The sequence below is a fragment of the Nonomuraea roseoviolacea subsp. carminata genome, assembly GCF_024172185.1.
Lineage (GTDB): Bacteria > Actinomycetota > Actinomycetes > Streptosporangiales > Streptosporangiaceae > Nonomuraea > Nonomuraea roseoviolacea.
The window spans coordinates 6,246,183-6,269,780 of sequence record NZ_JAMZEC010000001.1; the positions used below are offsets into that span (position 1 = coordinate 6,246,183).

General features: G+C 73.0%; 19 protein-coding genes. 11 read left to right on the top strand and 8 right to left on the bottom strand.

What is annotated here, in order from left to right; all coding sequences use genetic code 11:
• Positions 1–36: 36 nt before the first annotated feature.
• The 4 genes from HD595_RS28925 to HD595_RS28940 are packed head-to-tail and all read left to right on the top strand — an operon-like array spanning position 37 to position 5,950.
• Positions 37–2,211, top strand: coding sequence for a dipeptide ABC transporter ATP-binding protein (locus HD595_RS28925; protein ID WP_253774416.1), 2,175 nt, complete (start codon positions 37–39; stop codon positions 2,209–2,211).
• Positions 2,208–3,911 (top strand): ABC transporter family substrate-binding protein, encoded by a 1,704-nt coding sequence (locus HD595_RS28930; protein ID WP_253774417.1) that lies wholly within the window; start codon positions 2,208–2,210, stop codon positions 3,909–3,911. The genes HD595_RS28925 and HD595_RS28930 overlap by 4 nt, the downstream gene beginning before the upstream one ends.
• 55 nt (positions 3,912–3,966) lie before the next feature.
• Positions 3,967–5,094 carry a winged helix DNA-binding domain-containing protein gene (locus tag HD595_RS28935; protein ID WP_253774419.1) on the top strand — a complete coding sequence of 376 codons (1,128 nt, stop codon included), beginning with the start codon at positions 3,967–3,969 and terminating at the stop codon, positions 5,092–5,094.
• Between the two features lie 25 nt (positions 5,095–5,119).
• Entirely contained in the window at positions 5,120–5,950 is an 831-nt protein-coding gene (locus HD595_RS28940) for a PhzF family phenazine biosynthesis protein (protein ID WP_253774421.1), read from the top strand.
• A gap of 17 nt (positions 5,951–5,967) precedes the next feature.
• Here the strand turns inward: HD595_RS28940 and HD595_RS28945 are convergent, their stop codons facing one another.
• The 6 genes from HD595_RS28945 to HD595_RS28970 all read right to left on the bottom strand — a co-directional run bounded on the left by HD595_RS28945 (position 5,968) and on the right by HD595_RS28970 (position 11,032).
• The gene (locus tag HD595_RS28945) at positions 5,968–6,990 is read right to left on the bottom strand and encodes a 5-oxoprolinase subunit C family protein (protein ID WP_253774423.1); all 1,023 of its coding nucleotides are present in this window, start codon (positions 6,988–6,990) and stop codon (positions 5,968–5,970) included.
• Entirely contained in the window at positions 6,987–7,607 is a 621-nt protein-coding gene (locus tag HD595_RS28950; RefSeq protein WP_253774425.1) for a 5-oxoprolinase subunit B family protein, read from the bottom strand. The genes HD595_RS28945 and HD595_RS28950 overlap by 4 nt, the downstream gene beginning before the upstream one ends.
• The gene (locus tag HD595_RS28955) at positions 7,604–8,359 is read right to left on the bottom strand and encodes a LamB/YcsF family protein (protein WP_253774427.1); all 756 of its coding nucleotides are present in this window, start codon (positions 8,357–8,359) and stop codon (positions 7,604–7,606) included. Before HD595_RS28955 ends, HD595_RS28950 begins: the two co-directional genes overlap by 4 nt.
• A gap of 21 nt (positions 8,360–8,380) precedes the next feature.
• Positions 8,381–9,151, bottom strand: coding sequence for a thioesterase family protein (locus HD595_RS28960; protein WP_253774429.1), 771 nt, complete (start codon positions 9,149–9,151; stop codon positions 8,381–8,383).
• Positions 9,152–9,162: 11 nt separating this feature from the next.
• Positions 9,163–10,686, bottom strand: a complete 1,524-nt coding sequence (locus HD595_RS28965; protein ID WP_253781350.1) for a hypothetical protein — start codon at positions 10,684–10,686, stop codon at positions 9,163–9,165.
• 121 nt (positions 10,687–10,807) lie between these two features.
• A complete protein-coding gene (locus tag HD595_RS28970) occupies positions 10,808–11,032 on the bottom strand; it encodes a hypothetical protein (RefSeq protein ID WP_253774431.1) in 225 nt (74 codons plus the stop codon).
• Positions 11,033–11,186: 154 nt separating this feature from the next.
• Between HD595_RS28970 and HD595_RS28975 the strand changes: the two genes are divergently transcribed.
• The 3 genes from HD595_RS28975 to HD595_RS28985 all read left to right on the top strand — a co-directional run bounded on the left by HD595_RS28975 (position 11,187) and on the right by HD595_RS28985 (position 15,981).
• Positions 11,187–11,768, top strand: coding sequence for an HhH-GPD-type base excision DNA repair protein (locus HD595_RS28975; protein ID WP_253774433.1), 582 nt, complete (start codon positions 11,187–11,189; stop codon positions 11,766–11,768).
• A 194-nt stretch (positions 11,769–11,962) separates the two neighbouring features.
• The gene (locus HD595_RS28980; RefSeq protein ID WP_253774435.1) at positions 11,963–14,056 is read left to right on the top strand and encodes a SpoIIE family protein phosphatase; all 2,094 of its coding nucleotides are present in this window, start codon (positions 11,963–11,965) and stop codon (positions 14,054–14,056) included.
• Between the two features lie 242 nt (positions 14,057–14,298).
• Positions 14,299–15,981, top strand: coding sequence for an RNA polymerase sigma factor (locus HD595_RS28985; protein WP_253774437.1), 1,683 nt, complete (start codon positions 14,299–14,301; stop codon positions 15,979–15,981).
• A gap of 163 nt (positions 15,982–16,144) precedes the next feature.
• Here HD595_RS28985 and HD595_RS28990 read toward each other — a convergent pair whose 3' ends face one another.
• On the bottom strand, positions 16,145–16,897 hold the full coding sequence (locus tag HD595_RS28990; protein ID WP_253774439.1) for a YaaA family protein: 753 nt from the start codon (positions 16,895–16,897) through the stop codon (positions 16,145–16,147).
• A gap of 254 nt (positions 16,898–17,151) precedes the next feature.
• On the opposite strand from HD595_RS28990, the gene HD595_RS28995 reads away from it, so the two are divergent.
• Positions 17,152–17,853 carry a GNAT family N-acetyltransferase gene (locus tag HD595_RS28995; RefSeq protein WP_253774441.1) on the top strand — a complete coding sequence of 234 codons (702 nt, stop codon included), beginning with the start codon at positions 17,152–17,154 and terminating at the stop codon, positions 17,851–17,853.
• A gap of 214 nt (positions 17,854–18,067) precedes the next feature.
• Here the strand turns inward: HD595_RS28995 and HD595_RS29000 are convergent, their stop codons facing one another.
• Positions 18,068–18,298: a DUF7455 domain-containing protein gene (locus HD595_RS29000; protein WP_253774443.1), complete on the bottom strand. Its 231-nt coding sequence runs from the start codon at positions 18,296–18,298 to the stop codon at positions 18,068–18,070.
• Positions 18,299–18,578: 280 nt separating this feature from the next.
• Here HD595_RS29000 and HD595_RS29005 point away from each other — a divergent pair, with 280 nt between their 5' ends.
• From HD595_RS29005 to HD595_RS29015, 3 genes are all read left to right on the top strand, one after another.
• Positions 18,579–20,645 (top strand): DNA gyrase/topoisomerase IV subunit B, encoded by a 2,067-nt coding sequence (locus HD595_RS29005; RefSeq protein ID WP_253774445.1) that lies wholly within the window; start codon positions 18,579–18,581, stop codon positions 20,643–20,645.
• A 93-nt stretch (positions 20,646–20,738) separates the two neighbouring features.
• A complete protein-coding gene (locus HD595_RS46875) occupies positions 20,739–21,797 on the top strand; it encodes a GNAT family N-acetyltransferase (protein ID WP_253774447.1) in 1,059 nt (352 codons plus the stop codon).
• A gap of 67 nt (positions 21,798–21,864) precedes the next feature.
• Positions 21,865–23,598, top strand: coding sequence for a histidinol-phosphate aminotransferase family protein (locus tag HD595_RS29015; RefSeq protein WP_253774449.1), 1,734 nt, complete (start codon positions 21,865–21,867; stop codon positions 23,596–23,598).

The window sequence follows — 23,598 nt, forward strand, 5'->3', positions numbered from 1 at the left end:
CGAGGCCGCGATGACGCTCACCTTCACGAGGCCGCGATGACACCCGCCACCACGCCCGAGACCGCCCCGGCGCCGACGCCCGCGTCGGCGCCCGTGCTCGACGTCCGCGACCTCGGCGTCTCCTTCGGCGACGTGCCCGCCGTGCGCGGCGTGTCCTTCGAGGTGCGGCCCGGCGAGGTGCTCGGCGTCGTCGGCGAGTCCGGATCAGGCAAGTCGGTCACCGCGTCGGCGATCATGGGCCTGTTGCCGTCCTCGGCCCGCGTGTCCGGCTCGGTGCGGCTGCACGGCAGGGAGCTGGTCGGCGCCCGCGACAAGGAGTTGAACGCGCTGCGCGGCCGGGCCATGTCGATGGTCTTCCAGGACCCGCTGTCCGCCCTCACCCCCGTCTACCGGGTCGGCGACCAGATCGCCGAGGCCGTGCGGGTCCACCAGCGGGTCACCAAGGAGCAGGCGCTGGTCAAGGCCGTGTCGCTGCTCGACCTGGTCGGCATCCCGCACCCGGCGGAGCGGGCGCTGGCCTTCCCCCACGAGTTCTCCGGCGGCATGCGGCAGCGCGCGATGATCGCGATGGCCATCGCCAACGACCCCGACCTCGTCATCTGCGACGAGCCGACGACCGCGCTCGACGTCACCATCCAGGCCCAGGTGCTGGAGGTGCTGAAGAAGGCGCGCGACGAGACGGGCGCCGCCATCATCATGATCACCCACGATCTGGGGGTGGTCGCCGGGCTCGCCGACCGGGTACTCGTCATGTACGCGGGTAGGCCGGTCGAGGTGGGGACCGTGGACGACGTCTACTACCGGCCCCGCATGCCGTACACGGTGGGGCTGCTGCGCTCGATCCCGCGGGTGGACCGGGGCGCTCAACGACGGCTGGAGCCCATCGAGGGCTCGCCGCCCTCGCCCGCGGCGCTGCCGCCGGGCTGCCCGTTCGCGCCGCGCTGCCCGCTGCACGTCGCCGCCTGCGACGAGGCGGAGCCGCCGCTGTTCGAGACCGGTCCCGGCCATCTGGCCGCCTGCATCCGGTGGGAGGACGAGGCCGCGTCCGAGGCCGGCGAGGAACCCCGCTCTCCCGAGGAGACGGAGGCCGCCGAGGAGCCGGAGGCCGCCGAGGAGGCGGAGGAGGCCGGGGAGGCGGAGGAGGCCGGGGAGGCGGAGAAGGCCGCCGTCCCGAGGGGCGAGCCGGTGCTGCGCGTGGAGGGCCTGGTCAAGGACTATCCGCTGCTGCGCGGCGCGGTCTTCAAACGCCGCGTCGGCACCGTCCACGCCGTGGCCGGCATCGACTTCACGATCCGCGAGGGCGAGACGCTCGGGCTGGTCGGCGAGTCGGGCTGCGGCAAGACCACGACGCTGCTGGAGATCCTGGAGCTGGCCAGGCCGCAGCGGGGCCGCGTCGTCGTCTTCGGCCACGACACCGCCCGGCTCGGCCCCGCCGAGCGCATGGCGATCAGACGTGACATGCAGGTCGTCTTCCAGGACCCGCTGGCCTCGCTCGACCCGCGCATGACCGTCCACGACGTCGTGGCCGAGCCGCTGCGCACCCACGGGCTCCGCGACACCGGCCGGCGCGTCGCCGAGCTGCTCACGCTCGTCGGTCTGGAGCCGGCGCACGCCGAGCGCTACCCGCAGGACTTCTCGGGCGGCCAGCGGCAGCGCGTCGGCATCGCCCGGGCCCTGGCGCTGGAGCCCCGGCTGCTCGTGCTCGACGAGCCGGTCTCGGCGCTCGACGTGTCCATCCAGGCCGGCGTCATCAACCTGCTCGCGGCGCTGAAGGCCAGGCTCGGCCTGTCGTACCTGTTCGTGGCGCACGACCTGGCCGTGGTCCGGCACATCGCCGACCGGGTCGCCGTCATGTACCTCGGCAGGATCGCCGAGATCGGCTCCGTGGACGCCATCTACGACGCCCCCGCGCACCCGTACACCCAGGCACTGCTGTCCGCCATCCCGCTGCCCGACCCCGCCCGCGAGCGCTCACGCAGGCGGATCCTCCTGGAGGGCGATCTCCCCAGCCCGGCGGACCCGCCGTCGGGCTGCCGCTTCCGCACCAGATGCCCGAAGTTCCGCACGGTGCTGACCGAGGACGAGCGCGTCCTGTGCGTCGAGGCCGAGCCCGATGTGCTGCCGGTCGGCGAGCCCGCCGGCGACCAGGGCGCGGCCTGCCATTACGCGGAGAAGCTCGACGTCGTCCAACCCAGGAGGAACTCCCGATGAAGGCACACGCTGCCCGGATCGCGGCCGTCGCCGTGGCCGTCGCCCTTTCCGTCCCCGCGGCGCTCACCGGCTGCGGCGGGGGACAGGGCGCCGGGGGCGGCCCCGGCGACGAGACCGTACGGTCGCTCAAGGCGTACGACATCAACCCGCAGCCGCGCGAGAAGGTCAAGGACGGCGGCACGTTGCGCTGGGGCGTCGACGAGTTCCCCGCCCAGTGGAACCGCAACCACGTCGACGGCAACCTCGCCGTCGCCGCCGTGATCAGCAACGCGCTGCTGCCCGCGCCGTTCCTGTCCGACGAGAAGGCGGTGATCAGGCCCAACCCCGACTTCGTCCTCGACGCGAGGATCACCGCACGGGAGCCGAAGCAGGTCGTCACCTACCGGCTCAACCCCAAGGCCCACTGGTCCGACGGCAAGCCCATCACGTGGGCCGACTACGAGGCCCAGTGGCAGGCGCTCAACGGCAAGGACCCGCGCTACCGCATCGTCTCGGCCACCGGCTACCAGGACATCCAGAAGGTCGCCCGGGGCCGCGACGACCACGAGGTGGTGGTGACCTTCGCCCGGCCGTTCGGCGACTGGCAGTCGCTGTTCGGCCCGCTGCTGCCGGCCTCCGCCAACCGCACGCCCGACGCGTTCAACAACGGCTGGCTGAACAACATCCCCGTGACCGCGGGCCCGTTCCGGCTCAAGGGCTTCGACCAGACCGCCAAGACCATCACGCTCGTCCGCGACGAGCGCTGGTGGGGGCAGCGCGCCAAGCTCGACCAGATCGTCTACCGCGCCTCGGAGCAGGACGCCCTGATCGGCGCGTTCGGCAACGGCGAGCTGGACGTCGCCGACATCGGCCCGTCCGCGCCCGACTACGCCCGCGCCCGCACCACGCGCGACGCCCAGGTGCGCCAGGCGGCCGGCCCCGACTTCCGCCACATCACCTTCAACGGCTCCAGCGACCTGCTGCGCGACCAGCGGGTCCGCCAGGCCCTCCAGCTCGGCGTCAACCGGCAGGCCATCGCCCAGTCCGACCTGCAGGGCCTCGACTGGCCGATCACGCCGCTCGACAACCACTTCTTCATGAACACCCAGGAGGGCTACCAGGACAACGCCGGCCCGCTGGGCGCCTACGACCCGGCGCGCGCCAAGCAGCTCCTCGACCAGGCCGGCTGGAAGGTCGCCGGCGCGGTCCGGCAGAAGGACGGCAGGCCGCTGGCGCTGCGCTTCGTCGTGCCCTCGGGCGTGCAGGTCAGCAAGTCGGAGGCGGAGCTGGTGCAGAGCATGCTGAGCCAGATCGGGGTGCAGGTCTCCATCCAGGCCGTGCCGAGCGACGACTTCTTCACCAAGTACGTCATCCCCGGCAACTTCGACCTGACGGCGTTCGCCTACATCGGCACCCCGTTCCCGGTGTCGAGCAGCTACGGCATCTACGCGAACGCGCCGGACGGCAAGACGTGGAACGCCAACTTCGGCCGCACCGGGTCGCAGGCCATCGACGACGCCATGAACAAGGCGAGCCAGAGCCTCGACCCGGCCAAGGCCCGGGCCGCCACCAACGAGGCCGACCGGCTGATCTGGCAGGAGGTCAACGTGCTGCCGCTCTACCAGCGCCCGCAGAACGTCGCCGTGCGGTCGTCCCTGGCCAACGTCGGCGCCCGCGGCTTCTACGACCTGCGCTACGAGAACATCGGCTTCACCCCCTGACCCGGTGGTCGGCGCAGGTCGCGGGACTGTCGGCGGCATCCGGTAGAACGGGGCCGTGACGACTTCCCTCGCCTGGTCCCAGATCCTCGCCTGGCGGCTGCGCCGGCAGTTCGTGAGCAGCCCGGACGGCGCCGACGCCGTGGCGGTCGCCCGGCGGCTGTGCGGTGTGCAGGCGCAGGTCGCCTCGTCGGCGCGCCTGGCCGTGGCCGTCAGGAGCGCCCGCCCCGACCCGGGCGGGCCGGACCGCGCGCTGTGGGAGGCCCGCACGCTGGCCAAGACCTGGGTCATGCGCGGCACCCTGCATCTGGTGCCCTCCGACATGCTGCCCGACCTCTGCGCGGCGCTCGGCACGCTGCGCTTCTGGGAGAAGGCGTCGTGGCAGCGCGGGCACGGCGTCACCGCGGCCGAGATGGAGGCCGTCATCGACGCCGTGCCGCGGGCCCTGGGCGAGCACCCGATGACCCGCGAGGAGCTGGTCGGCGCCGTGGTCGAGGTGACCGGCGACGACCACCTGCGCCAGGCGCTCACCTCCGGGTGGGGCGCGCTGCTCAAACCGCTCAGCCGCCTCGGCGAGCTGTGCTACGGGCCGCCGCGTGAGGGCCGGGTCACCTTCACCGTCCCGCACCGCTGGCTGCCGGGCTGGCCCGCCGCGCTGCCGCCGCAGGAGGAGGCGGGGGTGCGGGTGGCGCGGGCGTTCCTCGGGGCGCACGGGCCGGCGACGCCGGAGATGTTCGACAAGTGGCTGTTCGGCGGGGTGGCGCGCAAGGCGGTGCTCAAGGCGTGGTTCCGCGACCTCGCGCCGGAGCTGACCGAGGTGGAGACCGACGACGGCCGCACCCTGCTGGCGCTCACCGAGCACCTCGACGAGCTGGCCGCGACCCGGCCGTCGGAGGAGGTCTTCCTGCTGCCGGGCTTCGACCCGTACATCCTGGGCGCGCCCCGCGACCTGGAGCCGCTCATCCCGGCCGGCGCCAAGGCCAAGGTCAGCCGCCAGGCGGGCTGGATCTCGCCGGTCGTCCTGCGCGGCGGGCGGGTGGCGGGCGTCTGGCGGCCCGAGGGCGGCCGGGCCGCGGTGGAGCTGTTCGAGCCGGTGCCGGAGATGGCCCTGAAGGAGGCCGTGGCCCGGGTGGAGTCGCTCCTGATCTCCGTCCCTGCTGACACCACCGACGAGGCGAACGCCTGAACGGGCGGTCTGCCACACTTGCGGGATGCAGCGTGCATTCACCCAGGTCGATGTGTTCACGTCCGTTCCGTACCACGGCAACCCGCTCGCCGTCGTCCTCGACGGCAAGGGGCTGACCACCGAGGAGATGCAGCGGTTCGCCCACTGGACGAACCTGTCGGAGACCACGTTCGTCCTGCCCCCGACGGACCCGGCCGCCGACTACCGGGTGCGGATCTTCACCACGGACTCCGAGCTGCCCTTCGCTGGCCACCCCACGCTCGGCACCTGCCACGCCTGGCTCGCCGCAGGCGGCAAGCCCCAGCGGCCCGGCATGATCGTGCAGGAGTGCGGGGCCGGGCTGGTGAAGGTGCGGGAGACCGAGGACGGGCTGGCGTTCGCCGCGCCGCCGCTCGTCAGGTCGGGGCCCGTGGAGGAGGCGTTCGCCGAGCACGTGGCCGGCCTGCTGCGCCTCGACCGGAGCGAGATCGTCGACATCGAGTGGGCCGACAACGGGCCCGGCTGGGTGGCGGTGCTGCTGCGTGACGCCGACGCGGTGCTCGCGGTGGAGCCGGCCGTCGTCGACTGCTTCATCGGCGTGGTGGGGCCGTACCCGGAGGGGGCGCCGCACGCGTTCGAGGTGCGGGCGCTCTGCCCGTTCAGCGGCGGCACCGTGGAGGACCCGGTGACCGGCAGCCTCAACGCCTCGGTGGCCCAGTGGCTGCTGCGCACCGGACGGGCGAGGGCGCCGTACGTGGCCGCCCAGGGCACGCGGCTCGGCCGCGCCGGGCGCATCCACGTCTCGACCGACGACGAGGGCACGATCTGGGTGGGCGGCTCGACCGTCCCCTGCGTCTCCGGGCACGTCGAGCTCTGAGCCCGCGGGCGCCCGGCTCAGGCGCGGCGGTGGGTGGTGAACCTGACCCGGTCGCCCGGCCTGAGCTGGGCGGCCACCGGCAGGTCGGCCGCCACCAGCACCGCGATGACCGGGTATCCGCCGGTCGGCGGGTGGTCGGCGAGGAACACGATCGGCTGCCCGCTCGGCGGCACCTGCAGCGCCCCGGCGACCATGCCCTCGCTGGGCAGCTCGCCCTCCCGCGCCCGCGCCAGCTCCCGGCCGCCGAGCCGTACCCCGACGCGGTTGCTGTCCTGGCTCACCGTGTACGGCTCCGCGCACAGCTCGGCCAGCGCCCCGGGTGCGAACCAGTCGTCGCGCGGCCCCGGCAGCACCCGCAGCACGGCGGGCCGCGGCCCGCGCGGCGGCGCGACGTCCGCGACGATCGGCTCCAGGCCCGTCACCGGCCCCACAGGCAGCACCGTGCCCGCGCGCAGCGGCTCGGGGCCCAGGCCCGACAGCGAGTCGGTCGAGCGGCTGCCGAGCACCGGCTCCACCGCCACCCCGCCGCGCACCGCCAGGTAGCTGCGCAGCCCCCACGCGGGCGTCCCGAACCGCAGCTCGGTCCCCGCCGGCACCCAGAACGGCACCCCGGCACCGGCCGCCGGCGCCCGCCATCCGGCCCCACCCGGCGCGGCGGCCGAGGAAGCGCCCTCGCCGGGCGCGGCCGTCCCCGGAGGCCCTTCGCCGGGCACGGCCGTTCCCGAGGTGCCCGCGGCGGCCGTGGCCTTCGCGTCCAGGGGCACGGCCGAGAGCGGGCAGCCCGCGCCCGTGACGGCCACCCAGGCGCCCGCGTGGAAGGCCAGGCGCGCCCCGCCGAACGTCAGCTCGATCCCCGCCAGCCCCTCCGGGTTGCCGACGAGGCGGTTGGCCAGCCGCAGGGCGTCGGCGTCGGCCGCGCCGGAGCAGGGCACGCCCAGATGGGCCAGGCCCGGCCGTCCCAGGTCCTGCACGGTGGCGTACGGGCCGGGCGCCAGCACCTCGACGACGCGCGCCGCCCCGCGCGCGAGCACCCCGCTCATGCGCGCTCGAACCTCACCCGGGTGCCCGGCCGGAACGGCGAGGGCGGGTCGGCCGTGACGTCCCACACCCGCAGCGACGTGCGGCCCAGCAGCCGCCACCCGCCGGGCGAGGCGCTCGGATAGACGGCGGAGTACGGCCCGGCGACCGCCACCGAACCCGCGGGCACGGACGTGCGCGGCGTGCCGAGCCGGGGCACGCGCAGAGCCGGGTCCAGACCGGTGAGATAGGCGAACCCCGGCGCGAACCCGAGCCACCCCACCACCAGCTCGCGCCCGGTGTGCCGGGCGACCACCTCGTCGGGGGAGAGGCCGGCCAGCTCCGCCACCGCGCCGAGGTCCTCCCCGTCGTAGACGACGGGGATCCGCACGAGATCCGGCTCACCGGACCCCGCGGCGCCGGCGGTCGCGCTCTCCGCCTCGGCCGCCAGCCGTTCCAGGGTGGCGCGCAGCCGCGCCCGGTCCGCGCCCGGAGCGACCACCAGGACCGTCTCCGGCCCCGGCACGATCTCCACCACCCCGCGCGGCCGGTCGTCCCGCAGCAGGGCGTCCAGGCGGTGCGACACCTCCAGGGTCCCGGTCTCCACGATCAGCCCGTGCTCCCCGGCCGAGCGGATCACGCGAACGCCTGGAGCACGACCCCGGCCTCCAGCAGCCCGTCGCGCACCGCCCGCGCCAGCCGCACCGCGTCGGGCGTGTCGCCGTGGACGCAGATCGAGCGGGCCCGCACCTCCACCGTGCCGCCGTCCACGGCCGTCACCGCGCCGTCCACGGCCATGCGCACCGCCCGCGCCGAGACCGCCTCCACGTCGTGGAGGACCGCGCCGGGCTCGCGGCGCGGCACGAGCGCGCCCGCCGGCGTGTACGCCCGGTCGGCGAACGCCTCCGTCACCGTGGAGATGCCCTCGGCGGCGGCCGCCGCGTGGACCGCCGAGCCGGGCAGCGTGAGGATCGGCAGCGACGGGTCGTAGTCGGCCACGGCGTCCACGACCGCCGCGGCCTGCTCCGCGTCGCGGCAGATCCGATTGTAGAGCGCGCCGTGGGGTTTGACGTAGGAGACCCGGCCGCCCATGGCCCGCGCGACGCCGTCGACGGCCGCGAGCTGGTAGAGCACCTCGGCGCACAGCTCCTCGGGCTCGACGTCCATCTCCCTGCGCCCGAAGTGCGCGAGGTCGCGGTAGGACACCTGGGCCCCGATCGAGACGCCGCGGTCGACGGCCGCGGCGCAGGTGCGCCTGATCGTCACCGGGTCGCCGGCGTGGAAGCCGCAGGCCACGTTCGCGCTCGTGACGACGTCGAGCAGCGCGAGGTCGTCGCCGAGCGTCCAGATCCCGAAGCCTTCGCCCAGGTCGGCGTTGAGGTCGATCACCATGGACCCATCATGGCGTCATCGCTACCGCGGCGCGACGAAGAGGGTCTGAGTCGCCGTGCCGACCTCGCCGGACTCGTCGTACAGGGTCGAGCGGGTCAGGCCGCGGCCGGACGGCCCGACGACGGTGGCGGCGTCCATGCAGATCCACTCGCCGGCCGGCGCCCGGAACAGGGAGATCGTCAGGTCCACGTTGACGAACAGGTGGGTGGCGAAGTCCACGGCCGGGCTGACGCCGTTGCCGCTGTCGGCGAGGACGGCCAGCCGTTCCAGGGGCGTGGTCTCCTCGCCCTCGACCAGCGGCACCGTCAGCCGTCCCCACACCGTGGCCGGTCCGACCTCCAGAGGCCGGCCGGCGACGAAGCGCCAGTCCATGGCGCGCCCGTACCCGAAGCCGCTGCCCAGCCACGAGTCACGCTGACCGGGGGAGGGGGGCGGCACGGGCGCGGGCGGGCCCGGCACCGGGGTGGCGGGCGTGGCGGACTCCCGGATCCGCCAGGCGGTGGCCCGGCAGTGCTCCCGCCCGCCCGACGACACGCTCGCCGACAGGCACTGCACGCGCTTGCCGTCGCGCCGCACGTCCGTGCGCACCTCCAGCTCGCCCATCGGCACGGGGCCGTAGACGTCCACGACCAGGCGCGACAGCTCCAGTCCCGGACGCGGGGCGGTGGCGGCCAGCTCGTGCGCGATCAGCGCGGTGACGGGGCCCATGTGCTGCGCGCCGGGATCCCACGGGCCCTGGGTGAACTCGGTCGCCAGATACCGGCCCGCGCCCAGGGCCTCGTACATCGCCATAGAACGAAATTCTAGAACTCGTCCGGGATGTCGGCGATGTCGTCCAGGGCGGCGGCCAGCTCGTCGGGGTCGCCGCCGATCCGCTCGGCGATCTCGATGAGCACGTGCAGCACGTCGTGGCGGTCGTGACCCAGGTCCAGCAGCCGCTGCGCCGCCTCCCAGAGCTGCGGCGGGTCGCCCTCCCACAGCCGGGCGGCGATCTCCTCGTGCCAGGCCAGGTGCTCCTCGTCCATCGTCCCGACGTGGTCGATCTCCAGCAGCGCCCGCCGGTCGGCCTCGTCGGCCGGGTTGAGCCGGTCCAGCTCGATCCCGTTGTGGAAGCCCTGCAGGAACGGGAACGCGAACGCGCGCCGCGCCAGCGCCGACAGGTCGCCGTCGGGCAGCAGCCGCTCCAGCAGCGGCCGGTCCAGCCCGAACGAGGTCGGGTCGCGGTAGGCCTCCGGGAACTTGCCGATCGCCTCCCACACGGCGTCCAGCGTGGCCTTCAGCCCCTGCTCCGGCAGGCCCGAGCGGCGCGCGGCGAAGCGCACCCACGCCGCCAGCACGTGCGGCATCGCCTCCTGCTCGGCGGTGCTCAGCATCACCTTGCGCGGCAGCCAGTCGAGCAGGAACGTCTCGCACTTGGTCGGGCTCACCCGCAGCGGCCGGCTGAAGTCCTGCTCGCAGCCGTACTCGATGATGTGGTCGGCGCAGCGCGAGGCCGCCGACGGGTCCGACAGGTGCTCGGCCGCGTCGGAGGCGAGGAACTCGGCGGCCAGCATGGCCCGCCGCTCCCGGCTGTAGGGCGCCTCGATGTGCAGCGGCGCCGGGCGCTTGCGGCCCGGCGGCAGCGCCTTCAGGCGGGCCCTGGCGAAGGCGTGGTAGGCGCTGTAGCTGTCGCTGACGGGCGGCGGGGTCTTCGGCTCGCTCGTGGCCTTCATCGCCGACTCCAGCAGCGCCCTGGCCTGCTGCGGCTCGATCTCGCCGAACAGCAGCATCGGGTTGCCCGCGGCCTCCGCCCGGGCCTGCTCCAGCAGCTTGTCCACCTGGGAGGAGACCCAGGCGTCGCGCGCCATACCGGACATGTTGTGGTCGACCACCATGACCAGCGCGTGCCGCTCCTGGCCGCCCGCGGCCCCCGCCAGCGCGTCGCCGCGCTCCTGCTCGCCCTCGCCGAACCGGTAGGCGAACGTGCAGATCACGGTGTCCTGGTCGCCGTACGCGTCGCGCGAGACGTAGCAGCCGGCGGGCTTGACCGCCCCGACCCGGTCGGCCCAGCCGGGCCGGGCCACGCCCGACTCCATCATCGCCAGCGCCGCGCCCTCGGCCTTGGCGCCCTGGCGGGCCGTGCCGAGGTAGGCCAGGCAGATGAGCAGCGTCAGCGACGCCGGAGTGCCCGCCTTGGCGGCGTAGTCGACGAGCCCCTCACCGAGCACCTGCTCGACGTCGCCGCCCCTGACCCGCCGGCCCCACCAGGCGCCTATCATGTCGGAGACCATCAGCTCCGCGTCGAGCGGGCTGCGCACGGCCAGCAGTTCGCGGGCCGCCTGCACCATCTCCTTGAAGACGTCGTCTGGGGGGGTGCTCTCCCGGGGATCTCGTCGGTGTCGGCGCACGCCCTCACTCTCTCGCATTCCAGGCGGAAACGGTGCGTAGAACGCGGCCGTGACCCCGATGTTATCGGGGACTTCGCGGCGGCGGGGCGGAGTTCACGATCGCGAGCAGATGCTCCCGCGCGACGCGCTCCACGATCTCGGGAGTCGCCGGGATGCCCAGGTGCTGGGCGCACGCGCACACGTCGGCCACACAACGGTCGATGGTGTCCACGGGCACTGTCAGGAACTCCTCGGCCAGCCGAAGACTGACCGGCTCCCTGAGGAAGCGTGTGGCCAGAGCGAGCATAGGTGTGAGATTCCTCTGGATGCCCAGGGGCAAACCCCCAGGAACGGACTCAGGGCGACTTGCGCTCTCATTCCACCTTTTCTCGGGCCTGTGTCAAGCCTCCACTACGGTTGTGTTCGCATCCCCGCAAGCGCTTTCATGCGAAGCTGTTCCCATGCGCATCCAGCTCGCCCAGCGGACGGAGGCCGACGACCTGCTCGGCCGCAGCCCGCTCGCCCTCCTCATCGGCATGCTGCTCGACCAGCAGATCCCGATGGAGTGGGCGTTCACGGGCCCGTACACCATCGCCGAGCGGCTCGGAGGCGACCTCACGGCCGAGGAGATCGCCGCCCGCGACCCCGAGGAGTTCGCCGCCCTGCTGGCGGAGAAACCGGCGGTCCACCGCTATCCCTCCTCGATGGCGGCGCGCGTCCAGAGCCTGGCGGCCTATCTCGTCGAGCAGTACGGTGGCGACCCCGAGAGGATCTGGGCCGAGGCGGCCGACGGCAAAGAGCTGCTCAAGCGATTGCAGGCGCTTCCCGGTTACGGCAAGCAGAAAGCCCAGATATTTTTGGCACTGCTCGGCAAGCAACTGGGGGTCCGGCCGCCCGGGTGGCGCGAGGCGGCGGGACCGTACGGCGAGGAGGGATCGTTCCGGTCGGTGGCGGATGTGGTCGACGCCGACACGCTGGGCCGCGTGCGGGCCGCCAAGCAAGAGGCCAAACAGGAGGCCAAGCGGGCGGCGCGGGCCAAGTAGCCTGATCTTGCTGCGTAACGTGGAGCGATTTTGACAGGATGCGTTGACCGTATGGCCTGCGGGGCTTCCGTCCGCGCATGCCCATCGCCGATGATGTACAGCAGGATCCGGTCGCACGGAGCTGCGCTACGCCGATACACAGTTATGGAGATGTGCCGCGTGGGAGACCCTGGCACGCGACGGAGGTGCCGAGCATGAGCGCCGAGACCTCCGTTCCCCGTCCCCGGGAGTCGGATGTGGACATCTCAGACTCCGCCCTCTTCGGGGGCCTGCTGGCGGAGGCGCGCTACGCCTTCGCCTTCTTCGACCCCGACGGCCGGGTCCAGCGGGTCAACGACCTGTTCACCGACGTCGTCGGCGTGCCCGCCGAGCGGCTCGTCGGGCGCGTGCCGGTCGAGGCCCTGGCCGCCGACCTCAGCCAGCTCATCACGCACGCGGTGCAGGGCGTCGTCGAGACCGACGCGCCGGTGACCGAGAGCCGGGTGCGCGTGCGCACCCCCGAGGGCGAGCACCGGCACTGGTCGCTGTCGTTCTCGCCGATCCACGACGACGCGGGCGAGCTGCGGGCCGTCGCGCTGGTCGGGCTCGACGTGACCGAGAGCCGCCAGACCGAGGAGGACCTGCGGCGCAGCGAGGAGCGTTACCGGTCGCTGGTCGAGGCCCAGTCGCAGCTCGTCTGGATCACCTCGCCCACCGGCACGGTCGTCGAGGACGCGCCGCAGTGGCGCGCCATCACCGGCCAGGGCCTGGAGGAGTACCTCGCCCACGGCTGGCTGGAGGTCGTCCACCCCGAGGAGCGCCGGCAGACCGAGGAGGCCTGGAAGGAGGCGCTGCGCGGCCGCACGATGTTCGAGTGGAACTACCGCGTGCGCACCCGGGCCAGCGGCTACCGCCACTTCGAGGTGCGCGCGGTGCCCATCATCCGGCACGGCCGCGTGGTCGAGTGGGTCGGCGCCAACACCGACGTCACGCCGCAGCGCGAGGCCGAGGAGATGCGGGGCAGGCTGACCGACCAGCTCGGCGCCGCCGCGCTGCGCACCGCCCGGCTCCAGGGCGCCACCGCCATACTGGCCGAGGCGCTCACCGTGGAGCAGGTCGTCCAGGTCATCATCGACGTGGGCCGCACGGCCCTGGCGGCCGACCGCTCGGCCGTCGCGCTGCTCGACCCCGACCGGGCCGCCCTCAAGCTGATCAACGGCGAGGGCGTCCCCGAGGCGGCCGGCACCTCCGGCGAGGAGATCCCGCTCTCCCACACCAGCGTGCTCACCATGGCCGTCAACAGCCGGCGGCCGGTGTTCGCCGAGTCGCCCGACAGCCTGCGCACGCAGCTCCTGGAGGCCGGCGGCGACGAGCAGGTGCTCGCCAACTACCTCACCAACAGCGACGAGCGGGCCTGGGTGGGCCTGCCGCTGCTGGCGGCCGGCCGGGCCCTCGGCGCGCTGCGCTTCTCGTTCACCCGGCCGCAGAAGATCTCCCAGGAGGACGGCGTCTTCCTGGAGGCGCTGGCCGGGCAGTGCGCGCTCGCGGTCGAGCGAGCGACGCTGTTCGAGCGCGAGCACAAGACCGCCGAGACGCTCCAGCGCAGTCTCCTGCCCGACCGCCTGCCGGTGGTCAAGGGGCTGGAGCTGGCCCAGCGCTTCCGCTCGGGCAGCCGCCACGTGCAGGTCGGCGGCGACTGGTACGACGCGTTCGTGCTGCAGGACGGGCGGGTCGCGGCGGTCGTCGGCGACGTCATGGGCAAGGGCGTCAAGGCCGCCGCGGGCATGGGCCGCATCCGCAACGCCATGCGGGCGCTGGCGCTGACCAACCCGCCGCCCGCGGCCGTGCTGACCGGCCTCGACCGGGTCTTCGACGCCACGGAGGAGGAAGAGCAGGTCACGACCCTGGCGTACATGGTGGTCGAGCCGGTCACCGGCGAGGGCACGCTCGCGCTCGCGGGTCACCCGCCGCCCGTGCTGGTCTCGCCGCAGGGCACCGCGATGCTCTGCGACGCCCAGCCCGGCACGCCGCTCGGCTGGCCGACGAGCCGCCGGCAGTTCCGGTTCGTGGTGCCACCGGGTCACACCGCGGTGCTGTACTCGGACGGTCTGGTGGAGAACCGCAAGCGGGGTCTCGACGCCGGACTCGCAGAGATTTGCAGTGTTGTGACCGAAGCGCCGCCTGAGGTCGTGAGAAGTCCGCACATGCTGCTGGACTTCCTGGTTGACCGGATGTTGTCGGGATATGAACAGGATGATGACGTTACCGCCCTGGCCATCCACGTGCCGCCCGCCACGAAGAGTGACTGAATGAAACAGTCATAAGGGTTGCTTTCGGGTATCAGTGGCGCGCTTACGTACGCACTACTGCCTTGGTCGGCCTAGGGTGGAGGTCAACCGCCGGGAGGTGGCCGTATGGAGTGCGAGGTCGTGCCACAATGCTGGGCAGGTCCGTCGCGGTCCGCACGGCCTCACCGATCTCCGAGAGAGGCAACAGCCCCCCAGCGGGCATCTGGGTCCATTGTCGCCACGCGTTCGTTCGAGAGGTGTTCGTGTCGCCTGCAAGTTCGACTCGCTCGAAGCCACAAGAGCTGAACGAGCCCGTCATTCAGCGACTGCTCGAGCGTGGGCGCTCGCAGGGTTTCCTCGAGTCCGAGGATGTTCGCCAGGCCTTCGAGGAGGCGGACATCCCCATGTCGCACGCCGCCGCGTTCTTGCGGAACCTCAGCAAAGAGGGCGTGACCGTGGTGGTGACCGCCGCGGATTCGGCTGCGCCGAAGAAGTCTCGGGGACCAGCAAAGCGCCGCACCGCCGCCCCCGTCAAGACCAAGACCGCGGCGGCCGCCAAGGAGCAGCAGCCCGAGACCGTGACCGCGGTCGTGGGAGCAGCCGAAACCGCCGATTCCGCCGCGCCGAAGAAGCCGGCCGCCGCCAAGCCGGCGCCACCGGCCAAGCCGGGTCCCGCCAAGAAGGCCGCCCCCGCGGCGGCCAAGAAGGCGGCCCCGGCCGCCGCCAAGAAGGTCGCGGCTGACAGCGCCGGGCCTGCACCCACCAAGCCCACCGCTCCGGAGGGCGTCGACGACGACGAGGACATCGAGCTCGACGGCGACGTGGAGCTCGACGACCTCGAGGACATCGTGGTCGAGGACGACGACATCGTCGCCGAGGGCGATGCCGAGCCGGAGCCCGACGAGGACACCGACGACGAGCCGAAGGCCGCCGACGCGGCCGCGGCCGCCGCGCAGAAGAGCGAGGACGAGGTCCTCATCCTCTCCGACGACGACGATGACGCCCCTGTCGCGCAGGTCGCGGCCGCCGGCGCCACCGCCGACCCGGTCAAGGACTACCTCAAGCAGATCGGCAAGGTCCCCCTGCTCAACGCCGAGCAGGAGGTCGAGCTGGCCAAGCGCATCGAGGCGGGCCTGTTCGCCGAGGAGCAGCTCGGCAGCGGCGAGGCCGACGGCCTGCCGGTCGACGTCCGCGCCGAGCTGGAGTGGATCGCCGAGGACGGCCGCCGGGCCAAGAACCACCTGCTGGAGGCCAACCTCCGGCTGGTGGTCTCGCTGGCCAAGCGCTACACCGGCCGCGGCATGCTCTTCCTGGACCTCATCCAGGAGGGCAACCTCGGTCTGATCCGCGCGGTGGAGAAGTTCGACTACACCAAGGGCTACAAGTTCTCCACCTACGCCACGTGGTGGATCCGGCAGGCGATCACGCGTGCCATGGCCGACCAGGCGCGGACCATCCGCATCCCGGTCCACATGGTCGAAGTGATCAACAAGCTGGCCCGCGTCCAGCGGCAGATGCTGCAGGACCTCGGCCGCGAGCCCACGCCGGAGGAGCTGGCCCGCGAGCTGGACATGACCCCCGAGAAGGTGGTCGAGGTCCAGAAGTACGGCCGCGAGCCGATCTCCCTCCACACGCCGCTGGGCGAGGAGGGCGACAGCGAGTTCGGCGACCTCATCGAGGACTCCGAGGCCATCGTCCCGGCCGACGCCGTCAGCTTCACGCTGCTGCAGGAGCAGCTGCACTCCGTTCTCGACACGTTGTCGGAGCGCGAGGCGGGCGTCGTGTCCATGCGGTTCGGTCTCACCGACGGTCAGCCGAAGACGCTGGACGAGATCGGCAAGGTCTACGGGGTGACGCGCGAGCGCATCCGGCAGATCGAGTCGAAGACCATGTCCAAGCTCCGTCACCCGTCCCGGTCCCAGGTGCTGCGCGACTACCTGGACTGACACGCCGACGAGAAGCCCCGCACCGATCCTTGGTGCGGGGCTTCCGCGTTTTTCACGTGGGCAGAGGCAACCGGCCCGACCCGTACGGTGTGCGATCCGCCGGGCACGCCGGCGTCGACGTGGCCCGCGACATCGCCTGGCGCGGTGCCGCGAGCCCGGTCGTCTACAGCGGAGAAGCCGACGGCAGGCGGACGTCGAGGGTCCAGGGGCGGGTGGGGCGGGGCGGCTCCGTCAGCTCGACGGTGTGGCCCAGGGCGTCGAGGGTCTTGGCCAGTTCGTCGGGGGTCGCCGGGTCGGCGCCGGAGACGAGCAGCGCGCGGGCGATCTCGCCGCGGGTCGCCTTGGCCATGTGGCTGACGACCTTGCCGTCCTTGAACACCCGGACCGCGACGGAGCGGTCCCCGGGCTGCCAGGCGCCCGCGTACGTGGCCGAGCGGAGGTCCACGACGAGTCCGGGCAGGGGATCGAGCTGGCGGGCCACCAGAGGCCGCCAGAAGGCCGCCAGGCCGCCCAGGGGCGGCAGGTTGACCCCCATGGACAGTCGGTAGGGCGGGACGCGGTCGGCGATGCGCAGGACGCCCCACAGGCCCGAGAAGATCAGCACCGACTCCTCGGCCCTCCGCCTCGCCTCGGCGTCGAGGGTCGTCAGGCTCAGGTTGTCGTACAGGACGCCGGTGTAGAGCTCGGCGGCGGGGAGCGTGGGCGCCGTGCCGATGGCGAGGTTCTTGGCCGTCTCGCCCGCCAGCCCGGGGGTCAGGCCGAGGACGTCGAGGGCGTCGCGGCGCTTGGAGGCGCGCCGGAGCGCGGTGAGCACGCGCTTGCGCGGCTTGTCGAGGGCGGGGAAGGACAGCTGGCCCGAGGGCGGCCCACTGCCCTCGGACGCCTTGCTCTCGGACGGCGGCAACAGGATCAGCACGGTGCCCCAGCCTATAAGGCCAGCTCGGCGGTGCTTCCGCGAGTTCCGGGTTCCCTCTGTGCCCGGGGGCGCGCCGCCGCTCGTCTTCGTGGCGTGCTTCCGTTACGGCACGGCACGGGAGGGCCCACCCGCCGCACGGGGCCGGGGGCCTCCAGGGAGACGGCCTCTGACCCGCACGTGGCCGGCCGCCGTCACGGCGTCCCCTGGGCCGTCCCCTTCGGACGGACCGGAACCGGGTCGATACCCTGCGCTGGATGGAATTCGACAGACTCGTCCACGAAGCCTGGCCCGCGTACGAGTCGCGGGAGCACGACGGCTGGATCCTGCGCTACGCCGGCGGCGTGACGAAACGCGCCAACTCGGTGCTGCCTCTGGACACGCCGGCCGACCTGGACGCCGCGATCGCCGCCGCCGAGGCGTTCTACGCGGAGCGGGGGACGCGCACCGCGTTCTCGCTGGGTCCCGGCGCGGCGCCCGGGCTCGACGCCGAGCTGGAGCGCCGGGGCTACGAGCTGGTGGACCCCACGCTGATCATGTCGTGGTCCGGGGAGACGCGCGAGCCCGAGCGTCCCGTGCGGATCGAGGAGAGCCCCTGGCCGGCGTGGGGGGACGCGTGGTGGGCCGTGGACGGCCGCCACGCCGACGGGCGGCGGGCCGTCGAGCGGATCCTCACGGGCGCCCCGGCGTGGTACGCGGCGGTCGAGGAGGACGGGGTGCCGCTCGCGGTGGGCCGGGCGGTGCCGCAGGGGGACACGCTGGGCGTCTACTGCATGGCCACGCTGCCGGGGGCGCGCCGCCGCGGGCTGGCCCGCAGCGTCCTGCGCGCCCTGCTGAGGCGGGGCGGCCTGCCGTCTGCGTACCTGGTCGTCACCCGGGCGAACGCGGCCGCGCAGGCCCTGTACCGGAGCGAGGGCTTCGAGCCGCTCCCCGTCGGCTACCACTACCGCGTCCGCTGACGGCGGGCCGCGGGCAAGCCGACCCGGGCCGCGGGCAAGCCGATCCGGGTCGCGGGCAAGCCGATCCGGGCCGCAGCAAGCCGACCCGGGTGCGGGTGGCCGACCCGGCCGCGAACAAGCCGGCCGGAACGCGAAACAGCGGCCCCGGGGATGCCGGAGTCGCCGTCTCGCGCTTTGTGCGTTATGTAATTATCTCGTCACGCCGAGACGCTGGTCAGCGCTCGTCGTTGCGGGCAATTGTTGGGGTTTCGCTGAGACGTGCCGACTCGTCCAGGATGTCGGCGCCCTTCTCGCGCAGCGCCGCGATGTGCTGACGCCCGTGGTGGGCGCAGAACAGCAGCTCCCCACCCACAGGCAGGGTCGCGCGAATGTAGGCCTGGGCACCGCAACGGTCGCAGCGGTCGAGGGCCGTCAGCGGCTTAACGGGGGCGAGAGCTCCAGTCACGTATCGCCTTTCGGGTCACCCCCGCCGAAGCGAGGATCTGGCGTCAGTCACTTGGAACAACATCTAACCGGACGTGGACGTTCCCAACCGTCGCCCCGCTACGCCGAGAGCGGAATGTGTCCCGAAGTAATGACGATCAGCCTGTTGGTAACGCCAAACATGACCGCATGGCAAGCTTGTACGCGCGCGTGTGCGTAAGTACGCCTACGCAGGCGAAGAACGGTAGGCTGCGCACTGGTGTTCGATACTGGTGTTCGATGACTAACCCGGAGGAGCTGGAGTGACGCTAGTGGAGGCCGGTTACACGGCTCGTCACCTCTCGGTGCTTGAGGGGCTCGAAGCGGTCCGCAAGCGTCCGGGCATGTACATCGGGTCCACCGACAGCCGCGGGCTCATGCATTGCCTCTGGGAGATCGTGGACAACGGCGTCGACGAGGCGCTGGGCGGCCACTGCTCCCGCATCGAGGTCGAGCTGTACGCCGACGGCTCCATCGAGGTCCGCGACGACGGCCGCGGCATCCCGGTCGACGTCGAGCCCAAGAGCGGCCTGGCCGGCGTGGAGCTCGTCTACACCAAGCTCCACGCGGGCGGCAAGTTCGGCGGCGGCTCCTACGCCGCCTCCGGCGGCCTGCACGGCGTGGGCGCCTCCGTGGTCAACGCGCTGTCCTCCCGCCTCGACGTCCAGGTCGACCGCGACGGGCGCGTCCACGAGATCAGCTTCCGGCGCGGGGTGCCCGGCGTGTTCGACGGCGACGGGCCCACCGCCAAGTTCCGCAAGAAGTCGGGGCTGCGCGACGGCGGCAAGCTCGACCGCGACGTCACCGGCACCCGCGTCCGCTTCTGGGCCGACAAGCAGATCTTCCTGCCCGACGCCGAGGTCTCGCTCGACGAGATCCACGTCCGCCTCCGCCAGACCGCCTTCCTGGTGCCCGGCCTCACGCTCGTGGTGATCGACAGCCGCCACGAGGAGCAGGTGGTGGAGGAGTTCCGCTTCGACGGCGGCATCTCCGAGTTCACCGAGTTCCTGGCCCGCGACGAGGCCGTCTGCGACGTGCTGCGCCTGCAGGGCGTCGGCCACTTCCACGAGACCGTCCCGGTGCTCGACGACCAGGGCCACATGACGCCCACCGAGGTCCAGCGCGAGCTGACCGTCGACGTGGCCGTGCGCTGGGGCCGCGGCTACGAGTCGACCGTCCGTTCGTTCGTCAACGTGATCGCCACCCCCAAGGGCGGCACCCACATCACCGGCTTCGAGCGCGGCCTGGTCCGCACGATCAACGAGGTGCTGCGCGAGACCCGCCTGCTGAAGAACGGCGACGACCCGGTCACCAAGGAGGACATCCTCGAGGGCCTGACGGCCGTCGTCACCGTCCGCGTGCCGGAGCCGCAGTTCGAGGGCCAGACCAAGGAGGTCCTCGGCACCTCGGCGGCCACCCGCATCGTCTCCCACGTGGTCTCGCGCGACCTGAAGGAGCTGTTCGCCAACCCGCCGCGCGGCTTCAAGCAGCCCCTGCGCGCCGTGCTGGAGAAGATCGTCGCCGCCGCCAAGGCCCGCATCGCGGCCCGCGAGCACCGCGACAACCAGCGCCGCAAGAGCGCCCTGGAGAACTCCGCGCTGCCCGCCAAGCTCGTCGACTGCCGCAGCGACGACGTCGACCGCAGCGAGCTGTTCATCGTCGAGGGCGACTCGGCGCTGGGCACCGCCAAGCTGGCCCGCGACTCGGAGTTCCAGGCGCTGCTGCCGATCCGCGGCAAGATCCTCAACGTCCAGAAGGCGTCGATGAGCGACATGCTCAAGAACGCCGAGTGCGCCGCCATCATCCAGGTCGTCGGCGCCGGGTCGGGCCGCTCGTTCGACATCGAGGCGGCCCGCTACGGCAAGGTCATCCTCATGGCCGACGCCGACGTCGACGGCGCCCACATCCGGTGCCTGCTCCTGACGCTGTTCCACCGCTACATGCGGCCCATGGTCGAGGCCGGCCGCGTGTTCGCCGCCGTCCCGCCCCTGCACCGCATCGAGCTCACCAACCCGGGCCGGGGCAAGGAGAAGTACATCTACTGCTACTCCGACGCCGAGCTGCACAAGGTGCTGCGCGACCTGGAGCGGCGAGGCAAGCGCTGGAAGGACCCGGTGCAGCGCTACAAGGGTCTGGGCGAGATGGACGCCGACCAGCTCGCCGAGACCACGATGGACCCGCGCCACCGCATCCTGCGCCGCGTCCGCATCGAGGACGCCGAGGGGGCGGAGAGCATCTTCAGCCTCCTCATGGGCAGCGACGTGGCGCCGCGCCGTGAGTTCATCGTCAACAGCGCGGCCGAGGTCGACCGCGACCACATCGACGCCTGACCGGCCTCCCGGGCGGCCCTCCCGGACCGCCCAGGCCTGACCGGTGGTCCTGGGCCTCCTCCACACAGAACCAGGACTTCGGTGGGCGTGACTGTGGAGATCGTTCCGTTCCAGAGGGGTTTCGCCGGGCAGGCCGCGGCGCTGCTGGCCGAGACGCACACCCCGAGCGGGGCGGGCGCGAGCGCAGGCGGATGGGACGTCGCGGATGTGGGCGTGGCCCGTCGTCTGGTGGCGCGGTGGCAGGGCTCGGGGCCGGCGGTGGCCGCCGTGCGCGACGGCGTGGTGGTCGGGTTCATGGCGGCCACGCTGCCGACGCTCCCCGGTGACCAGTCGGCGCGCGTGCGGCTTCACCAGCACGCGTGCGCGGGGCCCGACCGGCGCATGACGTACCGGCGCCTGTACGCGGCCCTGTCAGGCCGGCTGGCCCGTGTCGGCGCGTTCCAGCACAGCCTCGCGGTGTCGGCCCACGACCAGGACACCCTTGCCTGCTTCTTCGAGCTCGGCTTCGGAGTCGACCAGATCAGGGGCTTCCGGCCGGTCCCTCGCCCGGGGACGCCCGCCCGGGAGGCGCGGGGGATCCGGCTGCGCACGGCCCGCGCGGACGACCTGCCGCAGATGCTCGACCTGTCCGTCGAGCTGACGCGGTTCCACGCCCGGCCGCCCATGCTGCGACCCGCGCTGGACGACCTGCGGGCGATTCGGAACGGCTTTCTGGCGGCGTTCGACGACGATCGCCAGGTGCTGCTCGTCGCCGAGGAGCAGGGCCGCCTGCTGGGCCTGATGCAGGCCCACCCGGACGGCAGCCATCTCGGCGCGGCGAGGATCGGTCTCGCGGTGGTGGCCGCGTCGTCACGGTCCGCCGGCGTGGGCACCGCGCTGCTGTCCGGCGTGGGCGCGTGGGCGGCGGGGCGCGGCTTCGACCTGTACGGCGCCGAGTGGTCGTCGGCGAACCTCGTCAGCGACGCGTTCTGGCGCGGCCGGGGCATGGTTCCGGCGCTGTTCAAGCTCAGCCGGTTGATCGACTCCCGTGTCGCGTGGGCCGACGCGGGGTTCGACCACCGGCACCTCCTCCCGGAGTCGTTCGAAACCGGCGGGCCACCCGGTGCGCAGCCCCCTGCCCCGAAGACTGAGCGGTCACGTCCGCCGCCCTGAGGTTCTCGGGTCGACCCCGCTCGGGCGCGCGCTCCCCGGCCGACACCGTGGGCGTACGGTGGAGATCATGACTGTGGCTGCCGACAGGCTGGAACTGCGGCCGGCGACCGACGCCGACCGCGAGTGGATCTACCGACTCCGGCACGACGTGTACGCGCGGGAGCTGGGACAGCACACCCCCAACGCGGCCGGGCGGCTCACCGACGACCTCGACGAGAACAACGCCTACATCGTGGCGGCCCACCAGGACGGCCCGGTCGGCTTCGTCAGCGTCACGCCTCCCTGGGCCGGACGCTACTCGATCGACAAGTACCTGCGCCGGCAGGACCACCCGGAGCTGCGCCGGAGCGACCTGTTCGAGATAAGGATCCTCACCGTCGACCCGAGCCGGCGCGGCGCGATGACCGGCAAGCTCCTGATGTACGCGGCGCTGCGCTGGGTGATGGCGCACGGCGGCCGGGTCGTCGTGGCCCTGGGCCGGGTCGAGCTGCTGCCGATGTACCTGTCCCTGGGCCTGGTCTCGACCGGCGTGCCGGTGCGTTCGGGCGCCGTGGACTTCGAGCTCCTGACCGGCGAGGTCGCCGACCTCGCCGACCGGACGCTGCGCCGCTACGGGCCGTTGCTGGACGAGCTGGGGCAGACGGTGCGTTGGGCATTGGACATGCCCTTCCTGCCCGAGGCGGACTCCTGCCAGCACGGGGGCGCCTCCGTCGAGGCGCTGGGGCGGCGGTTCGACACCCTGGAGGCGCACCGCGACGTCGTGCCCGCCGACGTGCTGGACGCCTGGTTCCCGCCCGCCCCCGCCGTCGTCGCGGCCCTGTCCGGCGGCCAGGAGTGGATGGCGCGGACCTCGCCGCCCGCGCGGGCCGCGGGACTCGTCGAGGAGATCGCGTTCCGCCGGAACGTGCCCGAGCAGGCCGTGGCCGTCGGCGCCGGCTCCTCCGACCTGATCTTCCGCGCGTTCGGCCACTGGCTGGACGCCTCCTCACGGGTGCTGCTGGTCGATCCCTCCTACGGCGAGTACGCCCATGTGGTCGAGCGGGTGATCGGCTGTCGCGCCGACCGGTTCTCCCTGCGCCGCGCGGAGGGTTGGCGGATCGACCCGGACCGCCTCGCCGACCGCCTGCGCGAACGCTACGACCTCGTGGTCGTCGTCAACCCGAACAACCCCACCGGCGTGCACCTGGACGCCGACGAGCTCCGCGAGGTGCTGGCGCGGGCGCCGGGCGGCACCCGGTTCTGGATCGACGAGGCGTATGCCGGCTACAGCGGGCCCGGGCAGTCGCTGGAACGGTACGCGGCCGACACGGACACCACGGTCGTCTGCAGGTCCATGTCCAAGATGTACGCGTTGTCGGGTCTGCGGGTGGCGTACCTGACGGGGCCACCGCGGGTCGCGGCCGAGCTGCGCCGCCGGACCCCGCCGTGGGCGGTGAGCCTGCCCGCGCAGATCGCCGCGGTGCACGCCCTGCGCGACCCCGGCTACTACAGCGGCCGATGGGCGCAGACCGCCGCGCTGCGGGCCGAGCTGGCGGCGGCGCTCGCCGGGGCCGGTGCGGACCTGGAGGCCGAGGAGTCGGTGGCGAACTTCGTGCTGCTCACGTTGCCCCGTGGCGGTCCCGGGGCCGCCCGCCTGGTCGGGCTGTGCCGGCGGCAGGGGGTGTTCCTTCGTGACCTGTCACCGCTCTCGCCGGCGTTCGAGGGCAGGACGGTGCGGATCGCGGTGCGCGACGCCGCCGCCAACGCCCGCACGGCCGAAGCCGTCGCCGAAGCGCTGCGGGACCTAGCGCGGACGGTGTGA